The 15,894-nt window shown below is 42.6% G+C and carries 13 protein-coding genes and 2 pseudogenes; 1 reads left to right on the top strand and 14 read right to left on the bottom strand.

Annotated features, from left to right (window positions below):
- From spoVK to ACIFPW_RS05285, 3 genes are all read right to left on the bottom strand, one after another.
- Window positions 1–927 carry a stage V sporulation protein K gene (spoVK, locus tag ACIFPW_RS05275; RefSeq protein WP_430242816.1) on the bottom strand — a complete coding sequence of 309 codons (927 nt, stop codon included), beginning with the start codon at window positions 925–927 and terminating at the stop codon, window positions 1–3.
- Between the two features lie 90 nt (window positions 928–1,017).
- Window positions 1,018–1,374 carry a hypothetical protein gene (locus tag ACIFPW_RS05280; protein ID WP_226612892.1) on the bottom strand — a complete coding sequence of 119 codons (357 nt, stop codon included), beginning with the start codon at window positions 1,372–1,374 and terminating at the stop codon, window positions 1,018–1,020.
- 15 nt (window positions 1,375–1,389) lie between these two features.
- Window positions 1,390–1,575: a cold-shock protein gene (locus ACIFPW_RS05285; RefSeq protein WP_048309742.1), complete on the bottom strand. Its 186-nt coding sequence runs from the start codon at window positions 1,573–1,575 to the stop codon at window positions 1,390–1,392.
- A 128-nt stretch (window positions 1,576–1,703) separates the two neighbouring features.
- Here ACIFPW_RS05285 and ACIFPW_RS05290 point away from each other — a divergent pair, with 128 nt between their 5' ends.
- Window positions 1,704–2,684, top strand: a complete 981-nt coding sequence (locus tag ACIFPW_RS05290; RefSeq protein ID WP_226612891.1) for a tyrosine-type recombinase/integrase — start codon at window positions 1,704–1,706, stop codon at window positions 2,682–2,684.
- 87 nt (window positions 2,685–2,771) lie between these two features.
- On the opposite strand, the gene hfq is transcribed toward ACIFPW_RS05290, so the two are convergent.
- The 11 genes and pseudogenes from hfq to tdh all read right to left on the bottom strand — a co-directional run bounded on the left by hfq (window position 2,772) and on the right by tdh (window position 15,711).
- A complete protein-coding gene (gene hfq / locus ACIFPW_RS05295; RefSeq protein ID WP_430242571.1) occupies window positions 2,772–3,005 on the bottom strand; it encodes an RNA chaperone Hfq in 234 nt (77 codons plus the stop codon).
- 46 nt (window positions 3,006–3,051) lie between these two features.
- Window positions 3,052–3,987: a tRNA (adenosine(37)-N6)-dimethylallyltransferase MiaA gene (gene miaA, locus ACIFPW_RS05300; RefSeq protein ID WP_430242818.1), complete on the bottom strand. Its 936-nt coding sequence runs from the start codon at window positions 3,985–3,987 to the stop codon at window positions 3,052–3,054.
- Window positions 3,988–4,029: 42 nt separating this feature from the next.
- Window positions 4,030–5,913 (bottom strand): DNA mismatch repair endonuclease MutL, encoded by a 1,884-nt coding sequence (gene mutL, locus ACIFPW_RS05305; RefSeq protein WP_430242574.1) that lies wholly within the window; start codon window positions 5,911–5,913, stop codon window positions 4,030–4,032.
- 16 nt (window positions 5,914–5,929) lie between these two features.
- Window positions 5,930–8,526 (bottom strand): annotated as a pseudogene (gene mutS / locus ACIFPW_RS05310) (DNA mismatch repair protein MutS).
- A gap of 337 nt (window positions 8,527–8,863) precedes the next feature.
- Window positions 8,864–9,415: an outer spore coat protein CotE gene (gene cotE, locus ACIFPW_RS05315; RefSeq protein ID WP_430242577.1), complete on the bottom strand. Its 552-nt coding sequence runs from the start codon at window positions 9,413–9,415 to the stop codon at window positions 8,864–8,866.
- 251 nt (window positions 9,416–9,666) lie between these two features.
- Window positions 9,667–10,416: a phosphotransferase family protein gene (locus ACIFPW_RS05320; RefSeq protein ID WP_430242580.1), complete on the bottom strand. Its 750-nt coding sequence runs from the start codon at window positions 10,414–10,416 to the stop codon at window positions 9,667–9,669.
- A gap of 18 nt (window positions 10,417–10,434) precedes the next feature.
- Window positions 10,435–10,953 (bottom strand): DUF6886 family protein, encoded by a 519-nt coding sequence (locus ACIFPW_RS05325; RefSeq protein WP_430242583.1) that lies wholly within the window; start codon window positions 10,951–10,953, stop codon window positions 10,435–10,437.
- Window positions 10,954–11,199: 246 nt separating this feature from the next.
- Window positions 11,200–11,616, bottom strand: coding sequence for a RicAFT regulatory complex protein RicA family protein (locus ACIFPW_RS05330; protein WP_404682209.1), 417 nt, complete (start codon window positions 11,614–11,616; stop codon window positions 11,200–11,202).
- A complete protein-coding gene (miaB, locus tag ACIFPW_RS05335; protein WP_430242587.1) occupies window positions 11,616–13,148 on the bottom strand; it encodes a tRNA (N6-isopentenyl adenosine(37)-C2)-methylthiotransferase MiaB in 1,533 nt (510 codons plus the stop codon). The genes ACIFPW_RS05330 and miaB overlap by 1 nt, the downstream gene beginning before the upstream one ends.
- A gap of 303 nt (window positions 13,149–13,451) precedes the next feature.
- Window positions 13,452–14,627: a glycine C-acetyltransferase gene (locus tag ACIFPW_RS05340; RefSeq protein WP_430242590.1), complete on the bottom strand. Its 1,176-nt coding sequence runs from the start codon at window positions 14,625–14,627 to the stop codon at window positions 13,452–13,454.
- A 42-nt stretch (window positions 14,628–14,669) separates the two neighbouring features.
- Window positions 14,670–15,711, bottom strand: a pseudogene (tdh, locus tag ACIFPW_RS05345) (L-threonine 3-dehydrogenase).
- Window positions 15,712–15,894: the final 183 nt, after the last annotated feature.

Below are 15,894 nucleotides of genomic sequence, written 5' to 3' on the forward strand. Positions count from 1 at the left end.
TTAATCTTCTATAGGGATGTCTTCTGGTAAAAGAAGCTCAAGTGCCGATCGATCAATGACGTCTGCTTGTAGCAAACGAACCGCCTGTTTTCGAATCGCTTTTTCAATGATATTTCGAACAAACCGACCGTTGCTAAACGCATTTGTTTCCCGCTCACGCTTTTTTATAAAGCTCTGCTTTAATTTCCACTCTGTCTCTCTTGAGAACCGATACTGCCTTTTTGCCGCCATCTTCTTTGCGATCTCAAGAAGCTGTTCATTTGAATAATCCGGAAAATCAATCACAAGTGGAAAACGAGACGGAAGCCCTGGGTTTAGCGAAAGGAAGTGCTCCATTTCATCTGAATAGCCAGCAAGAATGAGGATAAAATCTTTATGATGATCTTCCATCGCCTTCACAAGCGTATCAATCGCTTCTTTGCCAAAGTCCTTTTCGCCCCCACGGGCAAGCGAATACGCTTCATCAATAAAAAGAATGCCACCTTTTGCTTTTTTGACAAGCTCTCTCGTTTTTTGTGCGGTATGGCCAATATATTCTCCGACAAGATCCGCTCGCTCTACTTCGATCAGGTGCCCCTTTGAAAGAACGTTCATCTCAAGGAAAAGCGTTCCTAACAGGCGGGCAACCGTTGTTTTCCCAGTCCCCGGGTTTCCTTTGAACATCATGTGAAGGGCCTGCGTATTTTGTTTTAACCCGTTTTCCTCTCTACACTTGTTTACATAGAGCCACGCGTAGACTTCTTTTAATAAATACTTCATTTCCTTTAACCCGATTAACTGTTCCATCTCCTGTTGAATCCGTTCAAGCGGCATATGCTTTTTAGTTGCTTCACTAAGCGCGGCATCCGCCGTCTCCTGAAGAACTTCCGATTGACGGAGGACGATATTTATTTGACCTTTACGCTGCGTTACAGATTGCTGCACGATGCTCACCTCGCTTTAATCTCACACGATAGTATACGCACTGAGCCCAAATCCGTGACAAACGCCCAAAAGAAAAACACTCTTTTCGAGTGTTTAACTAATCCCGATCCGTTCAACAAAGGATTCAGGTATATTAATTTTCGGTTCGCCCTTCTTCGCGTCATAGGATCTATAGTGTGTAAGGACTTCACCGTTCTCCACGACATCGATTTCAAGCACGTGGCGATCTGAGCGTTCGAGCATCTTCATGAATATATCGCCTTCACTTAGCGTATATAAAACAAAACGACTTCGTAAATAAGTGATCTCCTTCTTCTGCACTTCCGGAAGATCAGTAAAGACTTCATAAAAGCGCTGCATGGAAGCAACGTGTTTTCCTTTTCCTGCCGCTTTCGTCACACTAACAATCTGCTCTGCTTTATCCATGATTTTCTCGACAATTTTATTCATGTGTTGCCTCCATTGTCATTTGATTTCTGGGAGGTTTCGAACTTCACTCATCATTTCAGCGCCACATAACGGACATGCTGGTGTATCAGAGAACGAGTAATCAGCTCGCATCCAGCCAGCACAATCTCCACCCGAACAAGACCAGACGTCTGTATCTACTTCTGGAATAGGCTCTTGCTGCTGTTTTGAAAAAAAGGCCATGTCTAACCGCTCCTTTTCGATTTGGTTATCAATAGTATTTCCAATAATCCCAAAAACATGTAACCCTTCGTAAAACAGAATGTTCAAAGATTTTGTTATAATGGAACAAAATGAGAGGTGATTATCGAATGGAGCTTTTCAATCAGCCACTTCCAGACTTCTTGGAAGAGTATCTTCAGTCACTCGAACGGAAAGGACGCAAGGCGTCTACGCTAAAGCGCTATCGCTATGACCTTGTCGATTTCACCGTCTGGTATCGCACCATCCATCGCAAGGTAGATTTCGAAAACTTTCGCAATTTGACGACGGAACAGCTACAGGAATACATTCGCTACCTGCATCTGGAACGCCACTATTCCGAACGAACGTTAAAAAGAATCATGACTGTATTGAATCAAGTATATCGCTATTATATGTCATTAAATCGAACTAAGACCAATCCTATGAAAGAAGTCGTCCTGCCAACGAATGGTGACGCAGGCTATATCGAGACCGACTTTCTTCAGGAGGAAGAATCACAAAAGCTCCTTGATACGATTGTATCTCTCACTGATTTAACAGACAATCAGCTTAGAGCACGTGAATTCCTGATCGACCGCAACTTAATCATTGCACGCCTTTTTCTAAACTATGGTCTCACGCTTCAAGAGCTATGTGCGCTATCGATGAAAGACATCTCTTTTGAGCAAAATGAGCTCTTTGTCACTTCCGCTTCAGGAAAAAGAACCGTCAACCTTACTCCGGAGCATAAGAAAATTTTATTCGATTACTATCACACGATTCCAGCGCCTGTGAGACCGAGGCTACATAGCGATGATCCACTCTTCGTCTCATTTGACTTTCAGCGACAAACGTACCGCTGGAGTTATGAAGTCGATCGTCCTAAACGGTTAACGGAAATCGCCGTTCAGAAAATGATTCGCCTTGAAGTACAGAGAGCCGGACTTCGTAAGGGCGTATCCGCACAGCATATGCGACGAACTTGCGTCATTAAAGCCATTGAAAACGATCTTTCAGTTGATCAGCTTCGCATGCAGTTTGGGTTAAAGGCAGATCTGACACTGAAGCGGTACTTCGATTATATCGAGAAAAAGCAAATCTCCTCTTAATGAAAGGCTCTGTTAGCTCAATTAACAGAGCCTTTAAATATGAAAAAGTCCCCCATCCTGCATCAATCAGAACGAGGGCCTTTGTGTTTACTTGTCAGATTCAAAATTTATTTCAACTGATCGCTGTGGAGCGAAAGTAGAAATCGCATGTTTGTAAATCAACTGTTGCTTGCCATCGGACTCAAGGATAATCGTGAAATTATCAAATCCTTTGATCGTCCCTTTCAGCTGGAATCCGTTAAGCAGGTACACCGTTACAAAAACGTTGTCTTTTCTTAATTGGTTTAGAAATTGATCCTGGATGTTAATTTGATGCTTCATTGTCAGTCCTCCTCTTTTTCTCTAAAGGCATTCCCTAACTACATTTCTAGCTATCTGCTAACTTTCCTGCAACAACTTTCAAGATTTCTTGAATTTTTTCTTCGCGAAGTTCTGTCATATCGTACCAGTCCATCGCCATTTGGTGACGAAACCACGTTAATTGACGCTTCGCATACCTTCTTGAATTCTGTTTTAACTCCATGATCGCATCTTCTAACGAAACGCGATCTTCCAAATTACGATATATTTCTTTGTAACCAATCGCCTGCACAGATTGACAGTTCCGCACACCTTCATCATAGAGACGTTGCGCTTCTTCAAGCAGTCCTGCTTCTACCATCAGATCGACACGTTGATTAATGCGTTCATATAGGACATCCCGATCCATCGTAAGACCCACATTCACAAGATTGTAAGGAGACTGTTCAGGTAATGCATCTTTAGAAGCAGAGACTGGTTCACCCGTCACGTGATAGACTTCTAATGCTCGTACCACTCTTCTCACATTGTTTGGGTGAATCGTTTCATAGCTAACAGGATCAACGTCTTTTAAGCGCGCATGAAATGCGATAGGTCCTTCTTTATCAGCCATCTGTTCAAGCTGCTCGCGATATTCAGGATCTTCTTTAGCTTCGGAAAAAGCATACTGATGAGTAACGGATTTCACATAAAGACCTGTACCACCAGCGATAATTGACACCTTTCCCCGACGATTAATATCCGTCACAAGCTCCGTTGCAAGCTTCTGAAATTCCGCTGCCGAAAAGCTTTCTGTAGGCTGCTTGATATCAATGAGATAATGAGGGATGCCCTCCATTTCATCTTCTGTTACTTTCGCCGTTCCGATATCCATACCGCGGTATATTTGCATCGAGTCGCCGCTAATGATTTCACCGTCGAGCGCTTTCGCAAGCTCAATGCTCGTCTTTGTTTTCCCTACGGCGGTCGGACCGAGAACGGTCACTAGTTTTTCTTTATTCATGATTCTCACGCACTTTCCTGCATTCTTTTCTCATTGTGCTCGTTACATCACTCTCTTAAACATTTTCTCCATCTCATACGTGGAGTAATGAATGATAATCGGACGACCGTGTGGACACGTGTATGGATCAATCGACTGCCTCAGCGTTTCAAGAAGCGTGAACACTTCATCATCACGTAAATGACGGTTCGCTTTAATGGATTTCTTACACGACATCATAATCGCCGCTTCCTCACGCAGCTTCTTAACGTCGATCCGACGATTATCAACGACCTCCTGAATCAATTCTTCAATCGTATTTTGTTCAGCTCCTTTGGGGAACCAAACGGGATGAGCGCTGACCATATAGCTATTCGGTCCAAATGATTCTAAGAAAACGCCAACCTTCGCAAGGTCATCAATTCGACTATCAATAATCGCCGACTCGGATGTGTTGTATTCTAGTGTAATCGGAACGAGAAGCTCCTGTACAACCGGATCAATCTCGCCGACTTTCTCACGATAAAATTCATACTTTATTCGCTCCTGTGCTGCATGCTGATCGATAATATACAGCCCATTCTCATTCTGTGCAAGGATATACGTTCCGTGCATTTGACCAATCGGATAAAGCGGAGGAATGCGTGAATCACTGTTCGTTTCCTTCACGTAGTCCATCGCCATCTCTAGCTCGTCCCGCGTTTCCCGTTCTCTAGAATGTGTTGAAGCGTCACTTGGTCTCGGCTCATATTGCTCTGTTTGGATCTCTTCCTTCACGCTAAAAGGTTGAGGAAACGATTCGGTCTGTTCATCCGAATGCTCCACTTTTCTATCAGGAGTCCATTCACGTCTAATCGGCACGTCCTCAGGCTCTTTATTCCGAACCTCATGTTGAAAATGAAATGCTGGCTGCTCAGTCTCAGGCTCCTTTTGCTTCGGTGGAGCTTGCTCCGGGATGAGTTCAATCTTCTTGAAGATGCCTTTAATCGCATTTTCAATCGCGAGTGCGAGATCCTGTTCCTTACTAATGCGCGCTTCCAATTTGGATGGATGGACGTTTACATCAATGAGCGTTGGATTCATTTTAATATGAAGAACGACAATAGGGTAACGACCGATAGGAAGAAGGGTATGGTAGCCCTGCTGAATCCCTTTTGATATCGGAAAATTTTTAATGTAACGCCCGTTAATGATGAGAGAAATATACTGACGGGAAGCACGTGTTAACTCTGGCTTCGCTGCATAGCCACTGACAGAAAAATCAATTGTTTCTGCCTGTAGTGGAAGCATTTTACGCGCTGTGTTATAGCCATATATCGCTGCGATTACTTGAAGCAGATCACCGTTTCCTGTCGTGGACAGAAGCTTCTTCCCGTTATGAAAGAAGCGAAACGCAATATCCGGATGAGCCATTGCCTGACGGTTAATCACGTCAGCCACATTCGCAAGCTCCGTATGAACGGTTTTCATGTGTTTTAAGCGAGCTGGTGTATTGTAGAATAAGCCCGTGATGGTCATTTCCGTTCCTTTTCGACTATCCGTTGCTTTAAATTCCGCTACTTTGCCCGCTTCAATTTTGACGTACGTTCCAGCCGCTTCTCCTGTTGAGGTTTTTAATTCTAAGTGAGAAACCGCTGCGATACTCGGAAGAGCTTCCCCGCGGAAGCCGAGCGTTTCAATGTGAAACAAGTCTCGTTCATTTTTGATTTTACTCGTCGCATGACGGAAGAAAGCGAGCTTGCAATCTTCCTCATCCATTCCATTTCCGTTATCTACGATGCGAATTTTGGAAAGACCGCCCTCTTCAATTTCAATTGTGATTTCACTGCTTTCTGCATCAATGGCATTCTCCACTAGTTCCTTCACAACAGAGGCCGGTCTTTCCACCACTTCACCGGCAGCTATTTTGTTTGAAAGCTGATCATCAAGCTGTACGATCTTTCCCATCTTCCTCACCCTTTCTCTACGACTTTAACTGCTTCTTTAATTCATATAGTGTATTGATCGCGTCCATCGGCGTCATTTCCATAATATCCACTGACTTCAAGCGATCTAGAATCGCTTTCTCACCAGACGATCGTGCTGGCTTCTTCTTTTCCTCTGCTTGATCAAAGAAAGCAAGCTGCGCATCATCTTCTTTGACTTCGACCGTTTCTTTTTTCTCTACAGGTGTAGTTGGAGCGCCAGGCTCTGCCTCAAATTCAGCTAATATCGCTTCTGCACGCTGAATGAGCGCATCAGGCAAGTTGGCAAGCTGCGCCACGTGAATACCGTAACTCTTATCAGCCGATCCATCATGAACGCGATGAAGGAAAACGACTCTGCCCTTCTCTTCTACCGCTTTAACGTGAACATTTTTCACGCGATCAAGGTCTTCCTCAAGCGTTGTTAGCTCATGATAGTGCGTTGAGAAGAGTGTCTTTGCTCTTACTTCACTATGCACATATTCAATAATTGACTGCGCAAGCGCCATGCCGTCATACGTTGACGTTCCGCGACCAATCTCATCAAGTAATATCAAGCTATCTTGCGTAGCACGCGTAATGGCGTAATTCGCTTCAAGCATTTCAACCATAAACGTACTTTGCCCAGCTGCAAGGTCATCTGCCGCACCGATTCGCGTAAAGATTTGATCAAACACAGGGAGCACAGCGGATTCCGCTGGTACAAAACAACCGATCTGCCCAAGGATCGAAATCAGGGCGAGCTGGCGCATGTACGTACTTTTACCACTCATGTTAGGACCTGTAATTAAGAGGATTTCACGATCGCGATCCATCATCACGTCGTTTGCCACATACTCTCGGCCTTTTAACATCTTCTCAACGACTGGATGACGTCCGCCTTCAACAGCCACTTTACGTTCTTTGGAGAAGACTGGCTTAGTGAAACGATTTTCTTCACTTACAACCGCGAACGATTGAAGCACGTCGAGCTCACTGATTTTTCTCGCAAGCTGCTGAAGCTCAGGAATGTAAGTCTTCACTTCTTCACGTAAGTTCGCAAACAAGCTATATTCGAGATCAACAATCTTTTCTTCCGCTTCCAAAATGAGCGTTTCCTTCTCTTTTAGTTCAGGGGTAATAAAACGCTCTGCATTAGAAAGCGTCTGTTTCCGCTCATAACGACCTTCTGGAAGGTTCGGAAGGTTTGATCTTGTTACTTCGATATAATAACCAAATACTTTGTTGTAGCCAATTTTAAGAGATTTAATCCCCGTACGCTCTCGCTCCTGCATTTGGAGGGCCGCAATCCAGTCTTTTCCGTTCCGACTCGCATCGCGGTATTTATCGAGATCCGCATGATAGCCGTCTCGAATCATTTGCCCTTCTTTCACAGAAAGAGGCGGGTTATCTTCAATCGCTGCCTGTAGAAGCTGAACGAGATCATCACATGGGAGGATTTCCGCCGCAAGCTCATTCGCATATGGGTTATCAAGAGATCCCACTGCCTGCTTGATTTCTGGAATCTTCTCTAGCGATTTTCGCAACTGTACCAGATCACGAGCGTTTAGGTTTCCAAACGCCACTTTCCCTGCAAGTCGCTCAAGGTCATAGACGCCCTGAAGCTGTTCACGAATCGTCTCACGTTCAAAGAACTGCTTCATTAACGTCTCGACAAGCTCCTGTCGCTTCTCAATTTCTCGCTGCTGTAAGAGCGGGCGCTCAACCCACTGCTTTAGTAATCGTCCGCCCATTGCTGTTACTGAACTATCAAGGAACCAGACGAGAGAGCCTGTCCGCTTTTTATCCCGAATCGTCTCCACTAGCTCGAGGTTTCGTTTAGAATTCACATCAAGTTTCATATATTGGGAAACGTGATAGTGACGAAGCGGCTGAAGATGATCCATTGAGCGCTTTTGTGTACGAATCAAATATTGAAGAAGTCGGCCAAACACCTGAAGAAGCTTCGGTTGATCGATATGGTCACTTAACTTCTGCAGCGATTCTGGAATCGTCACATCATCTTCAATCGATACGGTAACGGTCATTCGCTCTTGAATCGCTGTAGAAAGTGCCTCACTATCACCGCAAGAATGACTTCGCGCGGGGCCAGATTCGAGAGCTCACCGATTACTTCATGATGATCGCCAGCTAAAATTGTTGCCATCGATTCACCAGTCGTTAAATCATTCGCCGCAAGCGCATAAGTCTCATCTTCAAATACGGAAATGGCCACAATGTAGTTATTTTCCTTTTCTTTAATTAAATGGTCCGACATCACCGTACCTGGCGTAATAAGCTGAACGACTTCTCTTCGAACGACGCCTTTCGCCTGTTTCGGATCTTCTGTTTGTTCACAAATCGCAATCTTATAACCTTTTGTCACTAGCTGTGATATATAGTTTTCAGCAGCATGATAAGGCACACCACACATCGGAATGCGGTCTTCTCCCCCACCATCTCTGCTCGTTAATGTAATCTCCAATTCCTTCGAAGCGCGCATCGCATCCTCGAAGAACATCTCATAAAAGTCGCCTAAACGAAAAAATAAAAAGGCATCCTGGTACTCTGCCTTAATCCGTAAATATTGTTCCATCATCGGGGTATATCGAGCCATGTTTCTTCTCCACCAATCTTAAATCTATTCAAATAACAGTATAGCATATCAGAAAAGCGGAGTGTGCCTGTTTAAATCCGTAGGACGTTGGAACCCCTGAGAATGAGACGTTTTATGTCTCAATCGAAGGGGTGAAACGACCGAAGGATTTGGCACACGCAGCTAGACAAGAAAAGCGGAGTGTGCCTGTTTAAATCCGTAGGATGTTGGAATCCCTGAGAATGAGACGTTTTATGTCTCAATCGAAGGGGTGAAACGACAAATTGGCGGTTAGACTCTACAAGCTCTTAATAACAAAATAAAAACCAGGAAGAAGGATTGCTTCTCCCTGGACGCACTATTCCTCTAGATCACCAATTAAAAAGTTCGGATCCAAATCTTCAAACTCTTCATCGTCTACATCATAATCCCAATCGTCATCATCGTCTCCGCAGCCATCCGGATTAACGTATACGCAAATTTTCGTTTCGCCAATCACTTCTACAAGAAACTCTCTTTCCACTTGAACAATAATTTTGTGACCACTTGGAGCTATAGTAGCTTCAAGTGCATTTGGCTCTTGAATAGCTTTTGCTACAACTTCTTCAGCCACGCAATCTTTGTCTTTATAGCGAAGAGGAATTTCTTCACGGTATTTCACATTTTCTGTTACGACTTCTGTTTTCGTATTATGGCTGTATGAGTACCAGATATTAATGTCATAAGAGCCTTCAACATTTACACAGTCCCCATGCTTCTTTGCAGTGAATTCATTATTAATAATCCAACAACCAAGAATACTTGAAGGTTTATGCGACGGTGTTACCGTATGTGTATCCTGTGTAAATTTACGCCCTTTTCCGCAAACAGCTTTGGCGAATATCTCTCTGTAATTATATTCCTCTGACATCGATCATACCTCCTCTTCCAATCTTCATTCTCATCCTATGCAAGACAAACGACCAGTGTTCCTCTTTTTTTACTTCAACATGAAATAACATGACCAACACCATAAAATAAATGTTTTCTTATATATAAAGGCTGTTCCACTATCAGTCTATGTCTCGAATGTCCAATGCTTTACAACCTTTTCGTATTTTTCTTAAAAAAGTATGGTATGTGAAAATTATATATAGAAATAAGTTAAGCCTAAGAGGCGTTTTATCCTCTCAGGCTTAACTTATCTACAATCTCTAATAGACGATCGCTGTCTTCTGATAATACTCCTTCTGATAACCGTGCCCCCGCAATAATCGGAGCCCAATCCATGATTTCATCTTTTGATAAGCCACTTTTTATGCAATAGAGCTGTAAATACAGTTCCGCTAACGCGCTTGAAAATTGCGTATACAATAGATACGTTCTGTAAACATCTGCTCGGCTATCCCCAGCGCTAGCATCGACCCAATCAATAATCGTTACTTGATCGTCCATAATCAGATTAAATAGATGAAAATCACCGTGACAAAGCTGCTTCTTAACTGGCATTTCACTCAATTTGAGGAGTAACGCTGTTTTTTGAGATTGACTTAATCGCTCCGCTGCACCTATTTGGCGTGTTAGCTTTTCGGTCATCGGTTCAATCGAGTCGGCGCTAATTTGATGAATCCTTTGTTGAATGTCAATGGACATCTCCATATAGCGCTGTGCTAGATTCCTATTTTCTAAAAGTAGCTCACCTAACGTGCGACCGCTGATTTTTTCCATCATGATCGCCTGTCTACCATCTATTTTCGTTACCTCAATGACTTTCGGTACCGGAAGTCCTTTTGATAAAGCGTAACGTTGCTTCTCAGCTTCATAGAAAGAGGTTCCTTCTGGAAGGTCTTCACGAAACACTTTCACAATTTTATCTTGAACGATGTAAACTTTCGCTGTATTTCCAGCAGCGATTGGATGACCAAGCTCCATCTGACTACTCCTCTCTTTTTAATTTCTTGAACGAGCAAACCTCATTCGGCACATGGACCACTGAAGCGTTGTTTGTTGGATCTCATCATAGATATCCCACAGCTGATCAACAAACCTTACTTCTACCTGACGACGGAATAGCTCCTGAATGGGGTGATCTATCTCAATCTTATCCAGTGGAACTTGGGTGGTTTCGCTTACATAATAGCCAGCATTCTCGTCTTGGAGCTTAAAATGCATCTCATCGAACTCATACAAATAGAGTTTAGTTCGAGTCATCGTTTCAAACCAGCTATTTTCAAGGACGATCACATGCTGACAACTCGAAGATAGATATGTTTGCTTATCTGCATCTGAAGTATTTGGCCCGACGTGAAAGCAAACGCGCGGACAATTTCGAGGTGTTAAAAAGTTAGGTAAACAAATTTCGTTAACGGCCCAAACAAGTCCTATTGATTGGTCAAGATCTTTACACGTAGGAATTCTTGGGTGAAATTCTTGAATATCGTCTTCTTCACTTACATGAAAAATACGCAAATCATTGCCTCCTCCAGGATTCCGCTATTCAGGCTATAACGCCATTAACCTTTCGCTATTAAAATACATAGAAACTCTTCCGTTTGAATAAATAGCTTATGTAGTCTCTTTGTTCACTTTAACATAATTATCCAATATAATAAGTGACTATTTCAAAAAACAGTTTGCATCCAATCAAAAAAAGCCTTCCAATAAACCATTGGAAGGCTTTCGTATTCAAATTAAATGATGAAGATATGGAAGCTATTACTTACAACCAGGTCCCTGCTGACTTGAGCCAGTAGTTCCTTCAAGTACGTTTCCACCAGTTGATTCGATAATTTCATCTGTTACCGTGTTAGAAATCGTGTTTGCTACAAGTTGAAGAAGATCATTCACATCCGATTGCGAGCGCTTGAATTCCTGTACGACAGGAATTTCATCAAGCTGCTGCATGAGTTTGTCAATACGCTCATCCTTCTCCTTCAATGCTTCATGCTTGCTGTAGTGCTGAAGATTAACCGCTTCTTTTTGCTCTAGTTTAATACGAGCAATCAGACTTTGAACCTTTTTATTTTCGTTAATCTTTTCTTCTGCACGTTTGAAGAAATCAACTTCTTCTGTTTCAGATACGAGCTTCGCAAGATCTTTCGCTTTTGAAATCACTTCCATTCTTGATATCATTATGCATTCACCTCAGCCGTTTTTTCGATGTATTCTCCATCAAGTGACCACGTTTTTGCTTTTGTGATTTTCACCTGAACAATTTGACCAACTAACGATTTAGGACCTCTAAAGTTCACAACTTTGTTCTTGCTTGTATAACCAGAAAGAACGTCTGCATTTTTCTTACTTTCCCCTTCAACAAGCACTTCTACGATCTGTCCTTCAAAAACAGCGTTGTTTTTGGCAGCCATTTCATTCACAAGGGCATTCAACCGCTGAAGGCGTTCTTTCTTCACTTCCATTGGGACGTTATCTTTCATTTTAGCAGCTGGTGTACCATCACGCTGGGAGTAAATGAACGTATACGCACTGTCATACTCTACTTCCTTCACAAGCTCCATCGTTTCTTCGAATTGCTCATCCGTTTCATTAGGGAACCCTACGATGATATCTGTTGTAAAGGTTGCGTTAGGCATAACCTTTTTAATCTTACTAACTAGTTCTAAATACGTTTCACGTGTGTAGCGACGGTTCATTAATTTCAGAACTTCATTGCTTCCACTTTGCACAGGAAGGTGAATATGATCAACTAAGTTACCGCCCTGACCGAGCACTTCCACAAGACGATCATCAAAGTCACGTGGATGGCTCGTCGTGAAGCGAACTCTAGGAATATCAATCTTATGAATCTCGTTCATAAGATCACCAAGTCCATACTCGATGTCTTCTAAATCTTTCCCGTAGGCGTTTACATTCTGTCCGAGAAGCGTCACTTCTTTATAGCCTTTAGCAGCTAAATGGCGTACTTCTTGAATAATATCTTCAGGGCGTCGGCTTCTTTCTTTCCCTCGTGTATATGGAACAATGCAATATGTACAGAATTTATCACAGCCGTACATGATATTAACCCATGCTTTGATTTCACCTTTTCTCGTTCTAGGAAGGTTCTCAATAATGTCGCCTTCTTTAGACCATACTTCCATGACCATTTCTTTACCGAAGACAGCTTGCTCCATCAGTTCTGGAAGACGGTGAATGTTATGTGTCCCAAAGATTAAATCAACAAATTGATGCTTTTGCATAATACGGTTTACGACAGATTCTTCCTGTGACATACACCCGCATACGCCAATGATTAAATCGGGATTTTCCATTTTCAACGGTTTTAGATGACCGAGCTCACCAAATACTTTGTTCTCCGCGTTTTCACGAATCGCACACGTATTTAGGAGAACAACATCCGCCTCTTTGACTTCCGTTGTAGCTTCAAAACCCATTTCTTCAAAAATTCCTGCCATTACTTCTGTATCGTGTTCATTCATTTGACATCCGTACGTACGAATCAAAAACTTTTTATCTTTCCCAAGGTTTTTAATATTCTCTGGAATTTCAAAATCGTAATGAACGTTTACATTTTCTTTCCCTCTGCGCTTGGCATCTTTTAAGTTAGGTGCCTGGTACGTTGTCTGGAAATATTTCGCGAAATCTTCCGTTGTTTTCTCTGTTTTCTTTACATTGATTTGCGAATCCAGACGCTGTTGTTCGTTCATGTCGTTCGACTCCTTTCTAATTAAAAAGGATGACCCTGCTATGAAAAAGAGCATAATGCTCCTAAACTTAGAAAAAACCTCGCTAATAGAAATCACTTCTATAAAAGCTTCGTTTTATACGTTATCCTTTATTGTCAATTAAGAAATGTGTAACTAATGGACATTCCTTTATTATAAGGGGTTCAGAGTATTTAATCAATAAAACCTGGAAAAGGAGTAAGCCCAGGATAGATGAACTAACGCAGATGTGGGTACAAAATTATCCTAAAAAAAGAGAGGGATCGCTCCCCCTCCATCTTTCATTTATAAAATTCCAAGCTCTTTTCCAGACTTTTCAAATGCATCTAGTGCTTCTTGAAGATCTTCTTTTGAATGTTGAGCCGTTACGATCGTCCGAACGCGGCCTTTTCCTTTAGCAACGGTAGGGAACGCGATGCCCTGCGCAAAGACGCCGTTCTCAAATAATTTATCAGAGAATTTATGTGTGAGCGCTTCGTCACCAATGATGACAGGTGTTACTGGTGTCTCACTAATGCCTGTGTCAAAACCAAGCTCTTTCAAGCCAGCTTTAAAGAACTTCGTGTTATCCCAAAGCTTCTCGATCAACTCTGGCTCTTCCACAAGAACGTCGATTGCCGCTGAGCAAGCAGCTGTTACAGCTGGAGGATGAGAAGTACTAAACAAGAATGGACGACCTTTATGGATCAGGTAATCGCGAAGTGTTTTTGTACTTGCAATGTAACCACCTAGAACGCCAATTGCTTTACTAAGCGTACCAACTTGGATGTGAACGCGTCCGTTTAAGCCGAAGTGGTCAACCGTACCGCGACCGTTCTCCCCAAGTACACCACTCGCGTGAGCGTCATCAACCATTACAAGCGCATCATACTTTTCACAAAGCTCGACAATTTCAGTTAGCGGTGCAATGTTTCCGTCCATTGAGAAAACACCATCCGTTACAACAAGACGTGTACGATAATCTTGTGTTTCTTTCAGTGCGTTCTCAAGGTCTTCCATGTCCGTATGCTTGTGAATACGACGTCCCGCTTTTGTTAAGCGAATGCCGTCAATGATCGAAGCGTGGTTTAATTCATCAGAAATCACGACGTCTTCTTTCGATAGGATCGCTGAAAGGACTGCTTGATTCGTTGCAAATCCTGATTGAAGAACGAGCGCCGCTTCTGTGTGCTTGAACTCAGCAAGCTTTTCTTCAAACTGTTCGTGCATTGAAAGCGTTCCTGCAATCGTTCGAACAGAACCTGTTCCTGCACCGTATTTTTCAACTGCTTCAATCGCTGCTTGTTTCATTTTCGGATGGTCCGTCAGTCCGAGATAGTTGTTTGATGACAGCTGAATGACGTTTTTTCCTTTAATCGTAACGCGTGACCCTTGAGCGGATTCAAGCGGAATTAAATTACGAAACACGCCTTCCTCTTGCATTTGATCAAGCTCTTCTTGGAGATATTCAAAACCTTTCATTGATCGGCCTCCTCATTATTATGTAATGGCTCAATTTGAGCCTTATGGATGTAATACTACCTTACCACATTTACCCTCGTTCATTAATTCGAAGCCTTTTTCAAAGTCTTCAAGCGGGAAGTGATGCGTAATCATTGGCTCCACATCTACCTGACCTGACTGCAATAATCCAGAAACCCGGCGCCGTGTTTCAAACATTTTTCTTCCAGTAATTCCTTGAACGGTAATCCCTTTGAAAACAATGTCATTTGTCACATCAATTTCAACTGGTCGCACCGGTAAACTTAGAATAGAAACGCGGCCACCGTTTGTCACCATTTTGAAGCCCTGGTTCATTGCAATCGGATGTCCTGACATCTCGCATACAACGTCAACGCCATGGCCATTTGTTAGCTCCTTCACAACTTGAAGAGGATCTTCATTTCGTGAATTAATGACGGTTGTTGCACCCATTTCTTTCGCAAGATCAAGGCGATAGTCATTTAAATCAAGTGCAATGACCTGTGATGCTCCTGCTGCTTTCGCTACACCTACAGCCATTATACCGATTGGCCCACAGCCAATGATCGCTACGGTCTTTCCTGCTACATCTCCAGCGAGTACAGTATGTACTGCGTTCCCCATTGGCTCTTGAACAGAAGCGACATCGAATGAAAGAGACTCAGGATTTTTTCCATATATTTTGTGATGGAAGAGCCACATATTCCGCAAAACAGCCGTCCGTATCAACACCAATGATTTTCGTATTTTCGCAAATATGAAACTTCCCTGTTAAACATTGTGGACATTGATTGCAGACAATATGAGTTTCAGCTGAAACATGATCTCCAACCTCAAGGTTAGTTACGTTCTTTCCTTTTTCTACAACCACTCCAGCAAATTCATGACCGAAAACATATGGAGGGTTTACGCGGCTCTGAGACCATTCATCCCACGTATAAATATGTACATCTGTTCCGCAAATCGATGTTGCTTTTACTTGAATTAATACTTCATTATCATTAATTTGTGGAATATCAACGGTTTGTAGCTGAGCACCCTTTGCACGTTCATGCTTTACAACCGCCTTCATTTTTCCTTCCACAGCGTACACCTCACTTTTTCAAAACATTCTCTAATCACTGTTATCACAACTATACTATCATTTATTATTTATCACGTAAAGGTAAACTGTCCTCCACACGCGGACAGTTATAGTTTTATTTATGGAATGGGATAACGACAAAATCCCCATAAAAAAAACCCTTCTACACAGAAGGGTTCATGT

Origin of the sequence: Pseudalkalibacillus sp. NRS-1564 (assembly GCF_050467905.1) — a bacterium.
Taxonomy (GTDB): domain Bacteria; phylum Bacillota; class Bacilli; order Bacillales; family Guptibacillaceae; genus Guptibacillus; species Guptibacillus hwajinpoensis_B.

Coding starts and splice junctions, on each gene's coding strand:
- mutL (WP_430242574.1), bottom strand. CDS start 5,913: ATGGGAAAGATCGTACAGCTTGATGATCAGCTTTCAAACAAAATAGCT.
- ACIFPW_RS05280 (WP_226612892.1), bottom strand. CDS start 1,374: ATGAATAAAATTGTCGAGAAAATCATGGATAAAGCAGAGCAGATTGTT.
- cotE (WP_430242577.1), bottom strand. CDS start 9,415: ATGTCAGAGGAATATAATTACAGAGAGATATTCGCCAAAGCTGTTTGC.
- ACIFPW_RS05285 (WP_048309742.1), bottom strand. CDS start 1,575: ATGGCCTTTTTTTCAAAACAGCAGCAAGAGCCTATTCCAGAAGTAGAT.
- ACIFPW_RS05340 (WP_430242590.1), bottom strand. CDS start 14,627: ATGAAAGGTTTTGAATATCTCCAAGAAGAGCTTGATCAAATGCAAGAG.
- miaA (WP_430242818.1), bottom strand. CDS start 3,987: ATGAATAAAGAAAAACTAGTGACCGTTCTCGGTCCGACCGCCGTAGGG.
- ACIFPW_RS05320 (WP_430242580.1), bottom strand. CDS start 10,416: ATGGAGCTTGGTCATCCAATCGCTGCTGGAAATACAGCGAAAGTTTAC.
- ACIFPW_RS05290 (WP_226612891.1), top strand. CDS start 1,704: ATGGAGCTTTTCAATCAGCCACTTCCAGACTTCTTGGAAGAGTATCTT.
- ACIFPW_RS05330 (WP_404682209.1), bottom strand. CDS start 11,616: ATGATATCAAGAATGGAAGTGATTTCAAAAGCGAAAGATCTTGCGAAG.
- miaB (WP_430242587.1), bottom strand. CDS start 13,148: ATGAACGAACAACAGCGTCTGGATTCGCAAATCAATGTAAAGAAAACA.
- hfq (WP_430242571.1), bottom strand. CDS start 3,005: ATGAAGCATCAAATTAACATCCAGGATCAATTTCTAAACCAATTAAGA.